Raw genomic sequence first — 16,184 nt, 5'->3', positions numbered from 1 at the left:
TATTCAATTTGCAGCTTCTTTTTTTATCGTGTCAACAAGTTCATCAAATTTCGAGGCTCTTTTTGTGTATAAAATGCATAGGGCCCAAGTCATCACAAACTGTGCAAAAGCAAATACCCACGCCCAAGTCATAGAAGCAAAAGCTGGTTTGTTTAAGACGGTTGTGTAAGCCGTTAAAATAGGCAAGGTAAAATAAAAAGCAAGAAAAAACAGAGAGAGCGGTAAAATAAAATTGCGTTTTTGTTTCAAAAGCTTTTGAAATGAAGCAGACTGTACAATTTCTGTGTAATCAGGAGAGGAAGAAGCATTGTTTACCTTCTTTAAAGAATTTTCATTCATCGCCAAGCGGAATTCCCCCTTTGATAATAAATAGATGAAGCAAAAAGCTCCATATCACTTGAATTATATTATTTTCGGAATAAAAAGTAAATTCTGTCTTTTTGTGAGAATGGTAACTTTGGAAGTTTTTTAATATACTAAAGCTTCAAACTAAATGCATACTGCCATAATAAAAAACGAACAACATTCAATATAAAGGAGAAATCGTTCACAATAGAAATGTTGAAATTAACCCTTAGTTTCTTTTACATATAAGGCTTTTCTTTATTATCTAAACGTTATTTTTTTGTTTGATCTTTTGAAAAATAAAAGAAGATGATGATAAAATCATAAGCACACAATAATGTTAGATAGGAAACAGGTGAAGAAAGTACGCTATTATTTAGAGATGGTTATAAATAGACAAGATATTATGAAAGATTTCTATATGAATGATATTTTTTCTTTATAGTAAACAAACAATGTGACTACTTATATAAAAGAGAAAAGGTGAAATAATGGCATTTGGAATCAAACGCCCGGAACTAAACGCATGGAAAGCAGCTGTTAAGCGAGGAGAGATCGCATTTTTAACTCATTACTGGCTCGATGAGCGTTTTCCACACGCAACTACCGTAACAAAAGTAGGTTGCAGTGACTTAAATAAGCTGATTAAGTGGGGAGAAAAGTATGGTATTCCCGCTAAGTATATTGATAATCGATCCGGCTATCCTCATTTCGATTTACTAGGCGAGCGTCAGAAAGAAATTATGAAAAAGGAAAATCAACTGGAGCAGCTGAAGCGATTTGAAGAAGTTAACGAATGAAAAGCAAAGTTAATTTTAAAAAACTGTAAAAAAATTCTATTGTTACGGCTTTTTTTATGTTTAAATAGAAAAAACAGTGGAATAGATTAAGAAGAACAATTACGTTATGTATTCTCTCATATAGGGAAAATAAGTTGATTTAGTTTCCTTATTTGATACGATAAAGAGCTTTGTTTTATAATAAAATTGTTGTTCGGATAAAAGGAGGAAGAAGGGCATGTCCGAGGTTGGAACTTTAAAAAAAGGATTAGATATCTTCTCTTTGCTTTTAAACCGTCCGAATATGACTATTCCGGAAATGATGGAAGCGCTCGGTTTTAATAAGAGTACGATGTATCGTCTTGTGAGCACGCTTGAACAAAACGGATTTATTGTAAGAAACCCGTCTAACCGCTATACGGTTTCACCACAACTGGTGCTGGCACTCGTACAAAATACGATGCATACGAACTATGAAATGAATTGGCTCTCAGTTCCTGCTATGCAGAAGCTGAGTGAAGAGACCAATGAGACCATTTACGCGGGAATTCTCCATCATAAACAGATGGTTACAACTCAGGTGGTGAACGGGCAATATAGCACTCGTACGCATTCCGAAGTAGGAAATAAAAAGCCGCTTCATGCAAATGCTATTGGAAAGTGTATTCTTGCTTATCAAGAGGACAGCGTGCAAAAATCTATTCTTCACGAACTTTCGCTTGAAGCTTATACAGATCGAACGATCACCGAGCTGGACGAGCTGGAAGCTGACTTAGCTTTAAGTAAGGAAAGAGGATATGCTGTCGATGATGAAGAACGGGAGCCTGGCGTTCGCTGTATTGCAGCCCCTATTTTCAGAAAAGGAAAAATAATGGCAGCTATTGCTTTATCAGGTCCATCCGTTCGTATTTCAGAAGAGAAAGACGAAGAACATGCTGCACTTGTTAAACAGTGCGCAGAACAAATTTCACAAGCAATTACTCTTTACGAATAATTCAACAGTAAAAAAAGGGGATGAACAGCAACATGGAAAACTTACAGTCAACGACGACCTTAGCAAACGGCGTGAAAATGCCGTGGTTAGGTTTAGGTGTTTATAAAGTAGAAGATGGTCAAGAAGTTGTAGATTCAGTTAAATATGCAATCAAAGCTGGATACAAAAGCATTGATACGGCTAAAATTTATGAAAATGAAGAAGGCGTGGGACAAGCGATCAAAGAATCAGGTGTTTCTCGCGAAGAACTATTTGTTACATCAAAAGTGTGGAATGCAGATCAAGGATATGACACAACTCTTCAAGCGTTTGAAACAAGCTTAAACAAGCTAGGTCTTGAATATTTAGATTTATACTTAATTCACTGGCCGGTTGAAGGTAAGTATAAAGATACGTGGAAAGCACTTGAAAAGCTTTATAAAGACGGGAAGATTCGTGCAATCGGCGTATCGAATTTCCAAGTGCATCATCTAGAAGACTTAATTGCAGATGCAGAAGTTAAGCCGATGGTAAACCAAATCGAATTTCATCCACTTTTAACACAAACAGAAGTGCGTGAATACTGCAAAAAACAAGGAATCCAAGTGGAAGCATGGTCACCGCTTGCACAAGGTGAGCTGCTTGATAACGAAGTGTTAACTCAAATTGCTGAAAAGCACGGAAAATCAACTGCTCAAGTTATCTTACGTTGGGACTTGCAAAACGAAGTAGTAACGATTCCTAAGTCAACAAAAGAACATCGTATTATCCAAAATGCAGACGTATTTGATTTTGAATTAAATGCAGAAGAAGTTGAAAAAATTAACGCATTAAATCAAAATCATCGCGTAGGTCCAGATCCAGATAACTTTGACTTTTAATGTTAAATTAAGACTAAAACGTCTTGTAAGATAAATAATAAACAAAGCGCTATTGTCATTCATGCAGTAGCGCTTTGTTTATTAATTAGGAAATGTGATGGTTGAACGAGGAGGAAAAGTAATGAAAATGTCAGGAAACACTATTTTAATTACGGGCGGAGCGTCTGGAATTGGATTGGCGCTTGCAGAACGTTTTTTAAAGGAAGGAAATGAAGTTATTATTTGTGGAAGGAGGGAATCAAAGCTGCAAGAAGCAAAAGAAAGATTCCCTTCGTTACATACAAAAGTGTGCGACGTATCAATAGAAGAAAGCAGAGTAGAGCTGGTAAAGTGGGCGACTGAAAGGTTCCCAAAATTAAATGTTATTGTGAATAATGCAGGCATTCAGCAACGCGTAAATCTTTTACACATGCACGAAGAGTGGCAGTATTACGAAAAAGAACTAATGAGTAATGTAAGTGCTCCTATTCATTTAACTTCGCTATTGATTCCTCATTTCGTTCAACAAGAACGTGCTGTGGTTATTAACGTAACGTCGGGGCTGTCTTTAACACCTGGAGCATGGGTGCCAATTTACAGCGCAACAAAAGCGGCGTTAAGGTCGTTTACGATTAGTTTAAGACATCAAGTAGAAGAAACAAATACCGAAGTGATAGAAATTCTTCCTCCAGCCGTGAACACGGATTTAGGAGGACCGGGACTTCATACCTTTGGAGCACCGCTTGATGACTTTGCTGATTCAATATTTGAAGAACTGAAAAAAGGCAAAATCGAAATTGGCTATGGAGACAGCGCTAAAAGGCTTCATGCTTCTAAAGAAGAAATTGAGAAAGCTACAGCACAGGCTTGGAGGGGATTTTTAAAGAACAATCCTGAATTTTAAAGGCAGAAAGCAAAAAGGTTTCTAAAGCCTTCAATGGTAGCGGGTCATAAAAAGCGTGTGTCCATAAAATAAATGGACACACGCTTTTTATCATTAACGATCCACGGTTTGTCTAATTCGTTTTTCCATTTTCTCAAGCATGCGGAGGTACTCATCCTGTTCTTCAGGAGTTAGAGCAAAAAGCATGTCTTGCCAAAATAAATTTCGCTGCTCAATTACATAGTTCACTAATGTTTCGCCAGCTTCTGTTAAGGATATCCATACAATTCGGCGGTCTTTTTGGTCACGTACGCGCTTAATGAGTGCATCATCTTCTAATTGATTTAATAAAATGGTAGTAGCCCCGGAGGTTAGCTTTAGATTTGAAGAAATTTCGGCTACCATACGTTTAGAGCTGATTCCAATGAATTTTAGAATTAAAAATTTTGTAATGGTCAAATTATAGGGCTGCTCACTGATTTTATCTTCCAAGAGCTTTCGCTTGAGTTCAAATAATGAGGTTTTAACTTGGTCAAGTTTTTCTAGTTTATCTATTAACTGCTGATCCATCATAATCACCTTTTCTTTATCATTATAGGTGTTAAACAATTGCTGCTAGTTACCTATTGTGGTTTATGTATATAGGGAGTTTGTTCCAAAAAAAGGAGCTGTTTTTATGTATAACCCTATGCTTATATATCTAACTTTAAAGTAAAGTAAAGTACTTGTAAAGAAACCAAAACTTTTAAGTTGTATTTCAGTTAAAGATGTAGTAAAGTATTCAGTCGGGAAAACTTTATGAAACATAAATGTTTAGTTTTAAAAATAAATTAAAATCAAAGTTATTTACAACTAAATATCTTTGTGATAAAGTTATCTAGCGTAATACTTAACTGAATGAAATATTAAGGAGGTAAAATAAATGTCAAGAGGGCGTTTAATTTTAATGAACTTTATCGGAATTATTGTAGTATTAGCTTTAATTATTGGTGGGGGATACTATTATATTCAAAAATCTAATTATGTATCCACAGACAATGCAAAAGTGTCGGGCGATCTTTATACAGTAGTAGCGCCAGCGGCAGGTAAAGTAGCAAGCTGGAATATTGAAGAAGGTAAAGATGTTTCAAAAGACGATGAGGTAGCTAAAATCCAATCAGAAGATGGAGAAAAAACAGTTACAGTACCAGAGGATGGTAAAATCATCAAAACACAGGTAAAAGAAAATCAAATGGTTCAAGCTGGTCAACAAATTGCTAGCGAAGTAGATATGAATAACTTATTCATCATTGCAAACATTAAAGAAGACAAATTAAAAGATATTGAAGCTGGCGATGACGTTGATGTAACAGTTGACGGAGATACTAAAACAACAATCGATGGAAAAGTAGAAGAAATCGGTTATGCAACAAACTCAATTTTCTCATTAATGCCAAGCTCTAATTCAGACGGCAACTATACGAAAGTATCACAAACAGTTCCTGTTAAAATCTCTATTTCTAACTACTCTGAAAACGTACTGCCAGGTATGAACGCAGAAGTTAAAATCTCTAAAAACTAAGAACGTACATGATTAAGAAGAGAAGAAAGGAGGAAGGAACTGATGTCAGCAAACACGATACAACCAGAGGAAAGCTCAGTTAAAAAGCATATCCCGCTACTAGTCGTACTTATGCTTGGATTGTTCTTAGCAATTTTAAACCAAACGCTGCTAAATGTTGCGATTCCGCATCTGATTACAGAGTTTGGCGTTACGGCTAATACCGCACAGTGGTTGCTTACAGGATATATGCTCGTAAATGGTGCACTTATTCCATTATCAGCCTATTTAATTGAACGTTTTGGCGTTCGTCGCTTATTCTTATTTGCGATGGCCTGCTTTACAATTGGAGCGCTTGTCTGCGGAATCGCGCCGACTTTCTCAATTATGCTAATTGGACGTCTGGTTCAAGCAGTCGGGGGCGGAGTGCTAGCACCTCTAGTTATGACCATTATCGTATTTATTTTCCCTCCTCATATGCGCGGAAAAGGAATGGGTATCTTTGGTTTAGCGATGATGTTCGCTCCGGCAATTGGACCGACGCTTTCAGGATGGGTTATTCAAAACTATGACTGGCACATTTTATTTACGGGAATGGTGCCACTAGGTGCACTCGTACTTATTATTGCAGCTTTTAAATTAAAAGATATTAAACCGCCTCAAAATGTAAAAGTAGATCTAATTTCTGTGTTTACATCTCTTGCAGGTATGGCTTTACTTCTATACGGCTTCAGTGAAGCTGGAAACGATGGCTGGACGGATTCAGTTGTATTATCAACGATGATCGGCGGTATTGTCTTATTAATCATCTTTGTTGTACAGCAGCTTCGACTTAAAAGTCCATTACTTGATGTGAGAGTATTTAAATACAATATTTTCTCATTATCTAATATCATCAGTATTGCCATTACAATCAGCATGTATGCTGGTATGTTCTTATTGCCGATTTATTTGCAAAACATCCGTGGCTATTCAGCGTTTGACTCAGGCTTATTAATCTTGCCTGGTGCACTTGTTATGCTAGTCATGTCACCGATTTCTGGTACGCTGTTTGATAAATTAGGACCGCGTCCACTAGGGATTGTCGGGATGTTGATTACGGTTGTGACAACATTTGAATTTACAAAATTAACGCTTGAAACACCGTTTAGTCATATTGTTATTATTTATATGATCCGTGCATTCGGTATGTCATTATTAATGATGCCAATTATGACAGCTGGTTTAAATCAGCTGCCGGCAAAATTAAGCAGCCACGGTACATCTATGTCGAACACGCTTCGTCAGGTGAGTGGTTCAATCGGTATCAGTTTAATGACTACAATCTTTACAAATCGCACAACATATCATGTGAATGAAATGAGCAGTTCAATGACTACATCTGATCCATTCTTTATGAATAACTTCCAGGTATTTGTGCAAAAGATTGCTCAAACGCTTCACCTTTCTCAAACAGAAGCGCAAAAACAAGCTTTAACAACATTAGCTGGAAAAGTTCAAGCGCAAGCAACTGTACAAGGAATTAACGACGCGTTTTACTGGACAGTTATCATTGCCATTATTGGATTGATTTTAAGTTTCTTCCTACGTGATGTTCGTAAAGATCCAGTGGTAGAAGTAGAAGAGGCAGAAAAAGAAACAACAGACGATATTCGTATGTTACCGGCACCAAAAGATATGAACTCATAAGCAACGGAGGGATAAAGGATGAAAATTTGTATCGTATATGATAGTGAAGGCGGACATACAGAGGCATTAGCCAAAGCGATTGCTTCTGGCGCTGAGCTGTCTGGAGAAGCAACTGTATATGTAAAGCATGTCGAAGAAGCAGATGTACGTGAACTGCCTGAAATGGATGCTATTATTTGGGGCTGCCCAGGGCATTTTGGAACAATCAGTTCAGGGTTAAAAACGTGGATTGATAAATTAGGTTATTTATGGGCAGAAGGTAAATTAATTGATAAAGTAGGTGCGGTGTTCTGTACAACAGCTACAACGCACGGTGGCTTAGAAGCAACGCTTTTAAATTTAATTACACCGATGCTTCATCAAGGAATGGTTATCGCTGGCTTACCAGGTAACATTCCAGAAAATGCGCTGTACGGTACTTATTACGGTGTGGGAATTACTTGTCCAATCGAAGGTGACGAATTATTAACAGAGAACGACCAAGCGCTAGGTAAAGCGTTAGGAGAACGTGTTGTTCAAGTGACTAAACGAATGACACAAGGACAGTAGGTGACGGTATGTTAGGTATTTTACTGATCGTTGTAGCTGTGATTCTGGTTGTCCTAATTATTACAATGAATGCTAAAGCATCATCTTCTAAGCGCCAGCGTACAGTTCCACCTAAAAAAGAAGCGGCTGCTTCAAATGCTCCTAAAGAGCCAAAAGTAGAAGAGAAAAAAGTAGCAGAAGAAAAACCTGCAGCACCAAAAGAAACACCAAAAGAAGAGCCAAAAGAGCCGCAGGCGAAGACGGAAACAAGAACATCTAGACATAAGAGAGAAAAAGATGTCATGAACGATGATATGTATCGTCAAGTGCTGCAAAAGTTTAGAGAAGGCGAAAAAGACGACACGGTTTTTACAAAAGAAGAACGTGACGTTATGAATGATGACGCTTTTCGTAAAGCTTTAAGATCGTTTAAGAAAAACGATAATGAATGAGTTTCTTCTATTATAATAGTACGGAATAAAACAGATAGAAAATAGGTCATAAGCATTCCGCGAAACCAGCCGCTCTCCCCAGGTTAGGTTTCGCTTGGAGTGCAGCAGGGGGCTGACATGTTAACATCGACTCCCTGATTATAAGAAAGGGGACGTCAAAACATGGAACAGCTCACATTTATTGAAGAGGTCCAGAGAATTTCGATATCCCTTAACAAAAAGGTAATGACAGAGATAAAAGAAAGGTTACTTTCACAAGGGATTACGCCTTTTCAATATCATATCTTATTAATTATCGGTAAATGCAGTCATATTGGAGTAACCAAGCTGGCAGAGGAGATGCGTGTAAAGCCTAGTGCGATCACTCCTGTTATTACTCGTTTAATAGACTTAGAGTTAGTTTCACGCTATCACTCTAAAGAGGATCGCCGTAAGGTAAACATTGAGTTAACTGCTAAAGGTGAACAAGTGATTGAAGAAGCAAATGAAATTGTGCAAAAGATGATTGCTCATTTCTTTTCTTGCTATGAGCCGAAAGATCAAGAGCAATTTTTGAAATTATTTAAGAAACTAGACGCTAATATCTAATGAAAGAAACATCACTTCTTAATGGAGTGATTTTTTTTTTTTTTTGATAAAAAGATTGTCAACTTCACTTTTCCATGATATTATTTGTGTAAACGGTTACATATATGGAGGGAGGGAAATAAAGTGGTAACAATTCGTGATGTAGCAAAAGAAGCAGGCGTGTCCGTTGCGACCGTTTCGCGTGTTTTAAACAGTACAGGGTATGTAAAAGAAGACACGCGTGTGCGAGTAATGAATACAATTCAAAGATTAAACTACAGCCCTAACGAAGTAGCCCGTTCGCTTTATACACGTGAATCACGTTTGATTGGTCTATTGCTTCCAGACATCACAAACCCTTTTTTCCCTCAGCTCGCACGAGGAATAGAAGATGAAGTACATAGCCATGGATTTCGTTTAATTCTTGGCAATAGTGATGAGCAGTTAGAGAAAGAATTGACATATCTCCAAACGTTTACGCAAAATCATGTAGTAGGAATGATTACGGCAACAACAAGTTTAGCTCAGAAACTATATGAAGGTCTTACATTTCCCGTCGTGTTTTTAGATAGAAGTTCTGATCAGTATCCATCCGTTTATGCTGATGGTTTTGAAGGCGGGAAAATCGCTGCAGAAGAAATAATCAAAAGAGGAAGTAAAAGAATTACTCTTATCAAAGGTCCAGTAAATGTAAAGCCTGCTCAGGAACGTTTTCAAGGCTCTCTTTCTGTCTTGAGTCAGTCTGATGCAGACTTTTACGTATTAAATACAAATTCTCTAGCATTTGACGATGCGCAGAAATGGGCAAAGGAAATCTTTCAAAAGTACCCTGAAACAGACGGGATTATCGCAAGTAATGACATTGTAGCCACAGCTGTTTTACATGAGGCGTTTCGATTAGAGAAAAGCGTGCCTGATGATCTTCAAGTGATTGGTTTTGATGATATTCCGCAAAGCCGCTTTTCGTTTCCAGCGCTGTCTACAATTCGTCAGCCTGCTTATGAAATGGGCAAGCAAGCAGCAGGTCTGTTAATGAAATGCATTAAGAAAGAACCTTTAATTCAAAAGCAAGTACAACTACCCGTTACGTTTATTGAACGAAATACGACACGAAAGGTTGAGGAACATGGCTAAAGTAACTGTGATTGGAAGTTCATCAATGGATTTAGTAGTAACATCAAATATTCGTCCTGGAGCTGGAGAAACAGTGTTAGGAGAATCATTTAAAACCGTTCCGGGAGGAAAAGGAGCGAACCAAGCTGTTGCAGCAGCCCGGCTTGGAGCGGATGTGAGTATGATTGGATGTGTGGGCGAAGATCATTACGGAAAAGCAATCCTGGAGAATTTCAAATCAAACGGTGTATCTGTGGGAAATGTGAAACCGGTTACAGATTCAGATAGCGGAACAGCTCACATTATACTCGCTGAAGGAGACAACAGCATTGTAGTTGTTAAAGGAGCAAACGATTATATTACTCCAGACTACGTAGAAAAAGCAAAAGAAAAAATTAAAGAAGCTGATATCGTACTTATTCAGCAAGAAATTCCAGAAGAAACGGTTGAATATGTTGCTCAGCTTTGTCAGGAACTTAAAGTACCGCTTTTATTAAATCCAGCGCCTGCAAGACCATTAAAAGCAGAAGTGATTGAACAAGTTTCTTACATCACTCCAAATGAACATGAAGCAGCGCTTTTATTTGAAGGAAAAGAAAAAGAAGAAGTATTAAAACAGTATCCAAATAAATTGTTTATTACAGAAGGAAAACAAGGTGTACGCTATTTTAACGGCGAGAAAGAAGTATTGGTTCCTTCTTATCAAGTAGAAACGATTGATACAACAGGAGCAGGAGATACGTTTAACGCAGCGCTTGCTGTGGCACTTGCCGAAGGAATGGGTTTTGAAAAAGGAATTCAGTTTGCTAATCGCGCAGCTTCGCTATCCGTCACTAAATTTGGTGCGCAAGGCGGCATGCCGACTCGAAAAGAAGTGGAGGAGAGTCTGTAAATGAAACGTCACGGAATGATTAACAGTCATATTACGAAAATACTAACAGATCTAGGTCATACAGACACTATTGTCATTGCAGATGCAGGGTTACCTGTTCCGCGTGACGTGCCTAAAATTGATTTATCTTTAAAGCTAGGAGTGCCTAGCTTTGAAGATGTAGTAGTAGCTGTGTTAGAAGATATGGCTACAGAAAAAATAGTGATTGCTTCTGAAATGAAAGAAAGAAATCAAAAGGCTTACGAGTTGATGGAAAAGCAAAACATCTTAGTAGAAGAAGTATCGCATGAACAATTGAAAATGTTGACAAGCAAAGCGAAAGTTGTGATTCGTACAGGAGAAGCAACTCCTTATGCAAACTGTATTTTACAAGCGGGAGTTATTTTTTAAAAGAGGTGAACAACATGCATATTGCAATGAGAGGGATTCATAAAGCCTTTGGAGCAAACCGTGTACTAAGAGGCGTGGATTTTGGATTACATGAAGGTGAAGTTCACGCACTAATGGGGGAAAATGGAGCGGGGAAATCTACGCTGATGAATATTTTGACCGGACTTCATAAAAAAGATGAAGGACAAATTCTGATTGATGGCAAAGAGACATATTTTCAAAACCCAAAAGAAGCAGAACAAAACGGAATTACCTTTATTCATCAAGAGCTGAACGTTTGGCCTGAAATGACGGTGCTTGAAAACTTATTTATCGGCAAAGAATTAAAAACACCTTTAGGTTTTTTAAAAACAAAAGAAATGAAAGCGTTAGCAAAGAAGCAGTTTGAAAAATTAGCTGTCACCATTCCTCTTGATCAAGAAGCAGGACTTTGTTCTGTCGGACAGCAGCAAATGATTGAGATAGCCAAAGCGCTGATGACGAATGCAAAAGTGATTATCATGGATGAGCCGACCGCAGCGCTTACTGAAAGAGAAATTCAAAAGTTATTTGACGTAATTAATGCGCTGCGAAAACAAGGTGTATCGATTGTCTATATTTCACATCGTATGGAAGAGATTTTCGCTATTTGTGATTCCATTACGGTCATGCGTGATGGACAGACGGTAGACAAAAAGCCGATTCCAGAAACCAGCTTCGATGATGTTGTTCGCAAAATGGTAGGAAGAGAGCTAACGGATCGATTTCCTGCTAGGACATCTCCCAAGGGAGACGTTGTTTTTGAAGCAAAAGGCTTGGAGAGAAAAGGTGTATTTCAAGACGTTCATTTTTCAGTGCGATCAGGAGAAATTGTCGGCGTTGCGGGGCTAATGGGAGCTGGCAGAACCGAAATTATGCGCGCTATCTTCGGGCTTGATCCGTTAGAAAAAGGCGAAATTATCTTAAATGGCAAACGGGTCAGTATCACAAAGCCAGACCAAGCCATTAAATTAGGTCTCGGGTTCATTACAGAAGATCGTAAAACAGAAGGGCTCGTTCTGGATTTTTCTATTCGAGAAAATATTGCACTTCCAAGTCTATTCAGCTTTTCGCCAAAAGGCTTTATTGAACAAAAAAGCGAGCAGCAATTTGTAGATTTGCTTATTAAACGTTTAACGATCAAAACCGAGTCGTCTGAGACGAGTGCGGCTAACTTATCGGGAGGAAATCAGCAAAAAGTAGTTATTGCCAAGTGGATTGGCATTAGACCAAAAGTGCTAATTTTAGATGAACCAACTCGAGGAGTTGACGTCGGGGCGAAGCGTGAAATTTATCAGCTTATGAATGAACTGACAGACAGAGGCGTGGCTATTATCATGGTGTCTTCAGAGCTTCCGGAAGTACTCGGCATGAGCGATCGCATTTTGGTTGTGCATGAAGGAAAGATAACAGGTGAACTGACAAGTGAAGAAGCAACTCAAGAAAAAATTATGACATTTGCAACAGGAGGTCAGTAAAATGAAAGCAAACACAGCGATAAAAGAAAATCGCGTTGATAACGTGATGCAAAAGCTAGGTCCGTTACTAGGTTTATTTATTCTTATTGTCATTGTATCGATTTTAAATCCAAGCTTTTTAGAACCTTTAAATATTTTAAACTTGCTGCGTCAAGTAGCCATTAATGCCTTAATTGCATTCGGTATGACATTTGTTATTTTAACAGGGGGAATTGATTTATCCGTGGGCTCTATACTTGCTCTATCAAGTGCGTTAATGGCAGGTATGATTGTGTCAGGTGTAGATCCTATTTTAGCTATTTTAATAGGATGTGTGTTAGGAGCTGTAATGGGTATGGTTAACGGCTTACTTATTACAAAAGGAAAAATGGCGCCGTTTATTGCGACGCTAGCGACGATGACAATTTTTAGAGGATTAACGCTTGTTTATACAGATGGAAATCCGATTACGGGCTTAGGCGAAAACTATTACTTCCAGTTATTTGGCCGAGGCTATTTCCTAGGTATTCCTGTTCCAGCGATTACGATGGTATTAGCGTTTGCTGTCCTATGGGTGATTTTGCATAAAACACCGTTTGGCCGTAGAACATATGCAATCGGTGGAAATGAAAAAGCAGCATTTATTTCAGGAATCAAAGTTCCGAAAGTTAAGGTTATGATTTACTCACTAGCAGGATTATTGGCAGCGCTATCAGGAGCGATTTTGACTTCTCGCTTGAATTCTGCTCAGCCAACGGCAGGTACGTCTTACGAGTTAGATGCTATCGCCGCAGTAGTACTGGGTGGCACAAGCCTTTCTGGAGGACGTGGACGCATTGTTGGAACGTTAATTGGTGCGCTGATTATCGGAACATTAAACAACGGTTTGAACTTACTCGGCGTTTCGTCGTTTTACCAAATGGTCGTAAAAGGAATTGTTATTTTAATTGCGGTATTAATTGATCGCAAAAAGTCAGCTTAGGAGGGAAAAACATGAAGAAAATTTGGCTCGTGCTATTATCATTTTCATTATTACTGTTAGGGGCTTGTTCACTTCAGCCTCCTGAGTGGGCGAAACCATCTGAAAGTAAAAATTTAAAAGATATTAAAATTGGTTTATCTGTTTCTACATTAAACAATCCGTTCTTTGTTTCCCTAAAAGAAGGAGTACAAAAAGAAGCAAAAAAACTGGGCATGGAAGTAGTTGTAGTAGATGCTCAAAATGATTCAGCAAAACAAATTAACGATGTAGAAGATTTAATGCAGCAAGGTGTTAACATTCTGCTTATTAACCCAACGGATTCAGCCGCTATTTCAACAGCTGTACAATCGGCTAATAATGTAGGGATTCCAGTTATTACGCTAGATCGTTCAGCAGAAAAAGGAAAAGTGGAAACACTGGTAGCTTCAGATAATGTAAAAGGTGGTCAAATGGCTGCTGATTACATTGTAAAAAAAGTAGGTGAAAAAGCTCAGGTAGCAGAACTTGAAGGCGTGCCCGGAGCTTCAGCAACTCGTGAACGAGGAAAAGGGTTCCACAACGTTGCAGATCAAAAGCTAGATATTACGGCTAAACAGTCAGCTGATTTTGACCGTACAAAAGGCTTAAACGTTATGGAGAACGTTCTTCAAGGAAACCCTGGTATCAAAGCCGTATTTGCTCACAATGATGAAATGGCATTAGGAGCTATTCAAGCGATTAACAGCTCAGGAAAAGATGTATTAGTAGTAGGGTTTGATGGAAACGACGATGCAATTAAAGCAGTAAAAGAAGGAAAACTAGGAGCAACTGTAGCCCAGCAGCCTGTTTTAATTGGTAAACTTGCCGTAAAGTCTGCTAAAAATGTTCTTCAAGGCAAAAAAGTAGATAAGCAAATTCCAGTGCCTTTAAAACTAGTAACCTCTGAAAAATAATGGCTTTATACGTGTGAAGAAAAAAGACGCTCATTTGATTTATGGGCGTCTTTATATATATATAAAGTGTAAAAAAGAAGTGAAAAAGTCACAACTTTATAAATAGTGTAGGAATTATGTAGGTGGAATTTATGTAATAAAAAGTAAAAAACACAGAAAAAAGGCGGTAAAACACATAATTTTCTGTGAAAAATTTGTAATATAGCTGTAATAATAAGCGTTTATTTTGATTTTTAAAGAGTAATTTTGCCCCCTTTGTGACAAAAATATATCTTTTTTAATAAACAGTAAACCTCTCTATCAAGGGATTTTGGTGGTAAATTCCCAGAAAGAGATTCTTGGTTATACAGATTATGGGAAACTTTTAACTGTATTGTAACATAAACAGCTAGTTTTTTATGGTATAACTATGTCTATGAGGAAAGGGGACTATTACTTTATGAAAATTTTTAAGCGTATGACTCTTGCAGCAGTCACAGGAATTTTCTTCATGACCGGCATTACAGAGACTCACGCCCAATCGAATGAAGAAGCGCTCCAGACTACTGAAAATAAAATTAAAGAAACAGAAAAGGCTGTTCAACAAAAAGAGAAAGAGAAACAGTCTATCAATTCAGATGTTCAAAACATACAGTCACAATTAAATTCATTACATACAGTAATCTCTAGCAATAAAAAAGAGTTAGCATCGACTGAAAAGCAGATTTCAGAAGCGAACAAAATGATTGAGAAAAAGAAAAAAGAGATCGTTTTGCTTCAGGAAAAAGTGTTAAGTCGTAAAGATATTATTGAAAATCGATTAGTTGCTTTACAGCAGGACGATAAAACAAGCGTTGTTATTGATACATTAATGAATGCTGATAACTTTGGAGATTTTGTTGCACGTATGGGTGCGGTCACAACTTTATTGTCAGCAGATAATGATATTTTAAAGCAGCATCAAAATGACTTAGATCAAATTGAAAAAGATAAAAAAGAAATTGATAAGCAAGAAAAAGTATTAGAAGCAGCAAAAAGTAGCCTAGCGGCTAAACAAGCTGAATTAGATAAAAACGTTGCGAAACAATCAGCAACGTTAACAACTATGCAAGAAAAATACAGTACGGTCGTAAATGAAATTGATGCAGCTTCTTCAGAAAAAGCAAATCTTCAGTCTGAACTAACAGGCATTCAAGATAAGATTGCAAAAGAAAAAGAAGCAGCTCAAAAGCAAGCTGAGCAAGTGGCAAAACAGCAGGCGGCTGAAAAGGCTGAGGCTGATGCAGAAGCAAAGCGTCAAGCTGAATTAGCAACAGCTAAAAAAGAAGTAAAAACAGAGCCGAAACAAGAAGTAAAAACAGCTGCGGCTACAGAGAAGAAAGCAGCCGTTTCTTCAGAAGCAAAAGAAACGAAAAAAGAAGAAAGCACACAAAAGCATTCTGGAAAAGAAATGTATGTAGAAGCAACAGCTTATACAGCTAATTGTGCAGGCTGCAGCGGCGTAACAGCCACTGGACAAAATGTAAGTTCAGGCACTCATAAAATTATTGCGGTAGATCCATCCGTTATTCCATTAGGTTCGAAAGTATATGTAGAAGGATACGGAGTGGCAACAGCAGGTGATACGGGCGGTGCGATTAAAGGATATCGAATTGACGTATTAGTACCTTCTGAGTCAGCTGCAAAAGCATTCGGACGTCGTACAGTGAAAGTAACGGTGCTAAACTAAAGAGAAGATCCGAACGATTTATCGTTCGGATTTTTTCATTTTGTTGGTTTTCAGATGAGATGGATGCAGCTATGTC

General features: G+C 37.9%; 18 protein-coding genes. 16 read left to right on the top strand and 2 right to left on the bottom strand.

The window, feature by feature from the left end; all coding sequences use genetic code 11:
- Positions 1-3: 3 nt before the first annotated feature.
- Positions 4-339, bottom strand: a complete 336-nt coding sequence (locus ACRPLQ_RS14820) for a DUF485 domain-containing protein (RefSeq protein WP_033579473.1) — start codon at positions 337-339, stop codon at positions 4-6.
- Positions 340-836: 497 nt separating this feature from the next.
- Here ACRPLQ_RS14820 and ACRPLQ_RS14815 point away from each other — a divergent pair, with 497 nt between their 5' ends.
- The 4 genes from ACRPLQ_RS14815 to ACRPLQ_RS14800 all read left to right on the top strand — a co-directional run bounded on the left by ACRPLQ_RS14815 (position 837) and on the right by ACRPLQ_RS14800 (position 3,861).
- Positions 837-1,145 (top strand): hypothetical protein, encoded by a 309-nt coding sequence (locus ACRPLQ_RS14815; RefSeq protein WP_034269656.1) that lies wholly within the window; start codon positions 837-839, stop codon positions 1,143-1,145.
- A gap of 217 nt (positions 1,146-1,362) precedes the next feature.
- Positions 1,363-2,118 (top strand): IclR family transcriptional regulator, encoded by a 756-nt coding sequence (locus tag ACRPLQ_RS14810; protein WP_028412172.1) that lies wholly within the window; start codon positions 1,363-1,365, stop codon positions 2,116-2,118.
- A gap of 32 nt (positions 2,119-2,150) precedes the next feature.
- Complete coding sequence (locus tag ACRPLQ_RS14805; protein ID WP_028412173.1) at positions 2,151-2,978, top strand: aldo/keto reductase; 828 nt, start codon at positions 2,151-2,153, stop codon at positions 2,976-2,978.
- Positions 2,979-3,099: 121 nt separating this feature from the next.
- Positions 3,100-3,861: an SDR family oxidoreductase gene (locus ACRPLQ_RS14800; protein ID WP_034269659.1), complete on the top strand. Its 762-nt coding sequence runs from the start codon at positions 3,100-3,102 to the stop codon at positions 3,859-3,861.
- Between the two features lie 93 nt (positions 3,862-3,954).
- Here the strand turns inward: ACRPLQ_RS14800 and ACRPLQ_RS14795 are convergent, their stop codons facing one another.
- Positions 3,955-4,410: a MarR family winged helix-turn-helix transcriptional regulator gene (locus tag ACRPLQ_RS14795; RefSeq protein WP_025749716.1), complete on the bottom strand. Its 456-nt coding sequence runs from the start codon at positions 4,408-4,410 to the stop codon at positions 3,955-3,957.
- Positions 4,411-4,762: 352 nt separating this feature from the next.
- On the opposite strand from ACRPLQ_RS14795, the gene ACRPLQ_RS14790 reads away from it, so the two are divergent.
- The 12 genes from ACRPLQ_RS14790 to ACRPLQ_RS14735 all read left to right on the top strand — a co-directional run bounded on the left by ACRPLQ_RS14790 (position 4,763) and on the right by ACRPLQ_RS14735 (position 16,108).
- On the top strand, positions 4,763-5,401 hold the full coding sequence (locus ACRPLQ_RS14790; RefSeq protein ID WP_028412179.1) for an HlyD family efflux transporter periplasmic adaptor subunit: 639 nt from the start codon (positions 4,763-4,765) through the stop codon (positions 5,399-5,401).
- 42 nt (positions 5,402-5,443) lie between these two features.
- The gene (locus ACRPLQ_RS14785; RefSeq protein WP_034269668.1) at positions 5,444-7,069 is read left to right on the top strand and encodes a DHA2 family efflux MFS transporter permease subunit; all 1,626 of its coding nucleotides are present in this window, start codon (positions 5,444-5,446) and stop codon (positions 7,067-7,069) included.
- A gap of 18 nt (positions 7,070-7,087) precedes the next feature.
- A complete protein-coding gene (locus tag ACRPLQ_RS14780) occupies positions 7,088-7,618 on the top strand; it encodes an NAD(P)H-dependent oxidoreductase (protein ID WP_014461382.1) in 531 nt (176 codons plus the stop codon).
- A gap of 8 nt (positions 7,619-7,626) precedes the next feature.
- The gene (locus ACRPLQ_RS14775) at positions 7,627-8,049 is read left to right on the top strand and encodes a hypothetical protein (protein ID WP_071276653.1); all 423 of its coding nucleotides are present in this window, start codon (positions 7,627-7,629) and stop codon (positions 8,047-8,049) included.
- A 162-nt stretch (positions 8,050-8,211) separates the two neighbouring features.
- Entirely contained in the window at positions 8,212-8,637 is a 426-nt protein-coding gene (locus tag ACRPLQ_RS14770) for a MarR family winged helix-turn-helix transcriptional regulator (protein WP_028412182.1), read from the top strand.
- 123 nt (positions 8,638-8,760) lie between these two features.
- Positions 8,761-9,750: a LacI family DNA-binding transcriptional regulator gene (locus tag ACRPLQ_RS14765; protein WP_028412183.1), complete on the top strand. Its 990-nt coding sequence runs from the start codon at positions 8,761-8,763 to the stop codon at positions 9,748-9,750.
- Positions 9,743-10,621 (top strand): ribokinase, encoded by an 879-nt coding sequence (gene rbsK / locus ACRPLQ_RS14760; RefSeq protein ID WP_432236142.1) that lies wholly within the window; start codon positions 9,743-9,745, stop codon positions 10,619-10,621. Before ACRPLQ_RS14765 ends, rbsK begins: the two co-directional genes overlap by 8 nt.
- A complete protein-coding gene (rbsD, locus tag ACRPLQ_RS14755) occupies positions 10,622-11,011 on the top strand; it encodes a D-ribose pyranase (protein WP_034269677.1) in 390 nt (129 codons plus the stop codon).
- Positions 11,012-11,025: 14 nt separating this feature from the next.
- Positions 11,026-12,507 (top strand): sugar ABC transporter ATP-binding protein, encoded by a 1,482-nt coding sequence (locus ACRPLQ_RS14750; protein ID WP_432236141.1) that lies wholly within the window; start codon positions 11,026-11,028, stop codon positions 12,505-12,507.
- A gap of 1 nt (position 12,508) precedes the next feature.
- On the top strand, positions 12,509-13,468 hold the full coding sequence (gene rbsC / locus ACRPLQ_RS14745; RefSeq protein WP_033578167.1) for a ribose ABC transporter permease RbsC: 960 nt from the start codon (positions 12,509-12,511) through the stop codon (positions 13,466-13,468).
- An 11-nt stretch (positions 13,469-13,479) separates the two neighbouring features.
- A complete protein-coding gene (gene rbsB / locus ACRPLQ_RS14740; RefSeq protein ID WP_014461376.1) occupies positions 13,480-14,400 on the top strand; it encodes a ribose ABC transporter substrate-binding protein RbsB in 921 nt (306 codons plus the stop codon).
- Positions 14,401-14,839: 439 nt separating this feature from the next.
- Positions 14,840-16,108, top strand: coding sequence for a 3D domain-containing protein (locus ACRPLQ_RS14735; protein ID WP_028412187.1), 1,269 nt, complete (start codon positions 14,840-14,842; stop codon positions 16,106-16,108).
- Positions 16,109-16,184: the final 76 nt, after the last annotated feature.

It is taken from the genome of Priestia sp. TRN 1309 (assembly GCF_050846875.1).
Classification (GTDB): Bacteria; Bacillota; Bacilli; order Bacillales; family Bacillaceae_H; genus Priestia; species Priestia zanthoxyli.
The sequence above is the reverse complement of the archived record's forward strand: the minus strand, read 5'-3'. Positions and strand labels throughout refer to the sequence as shown.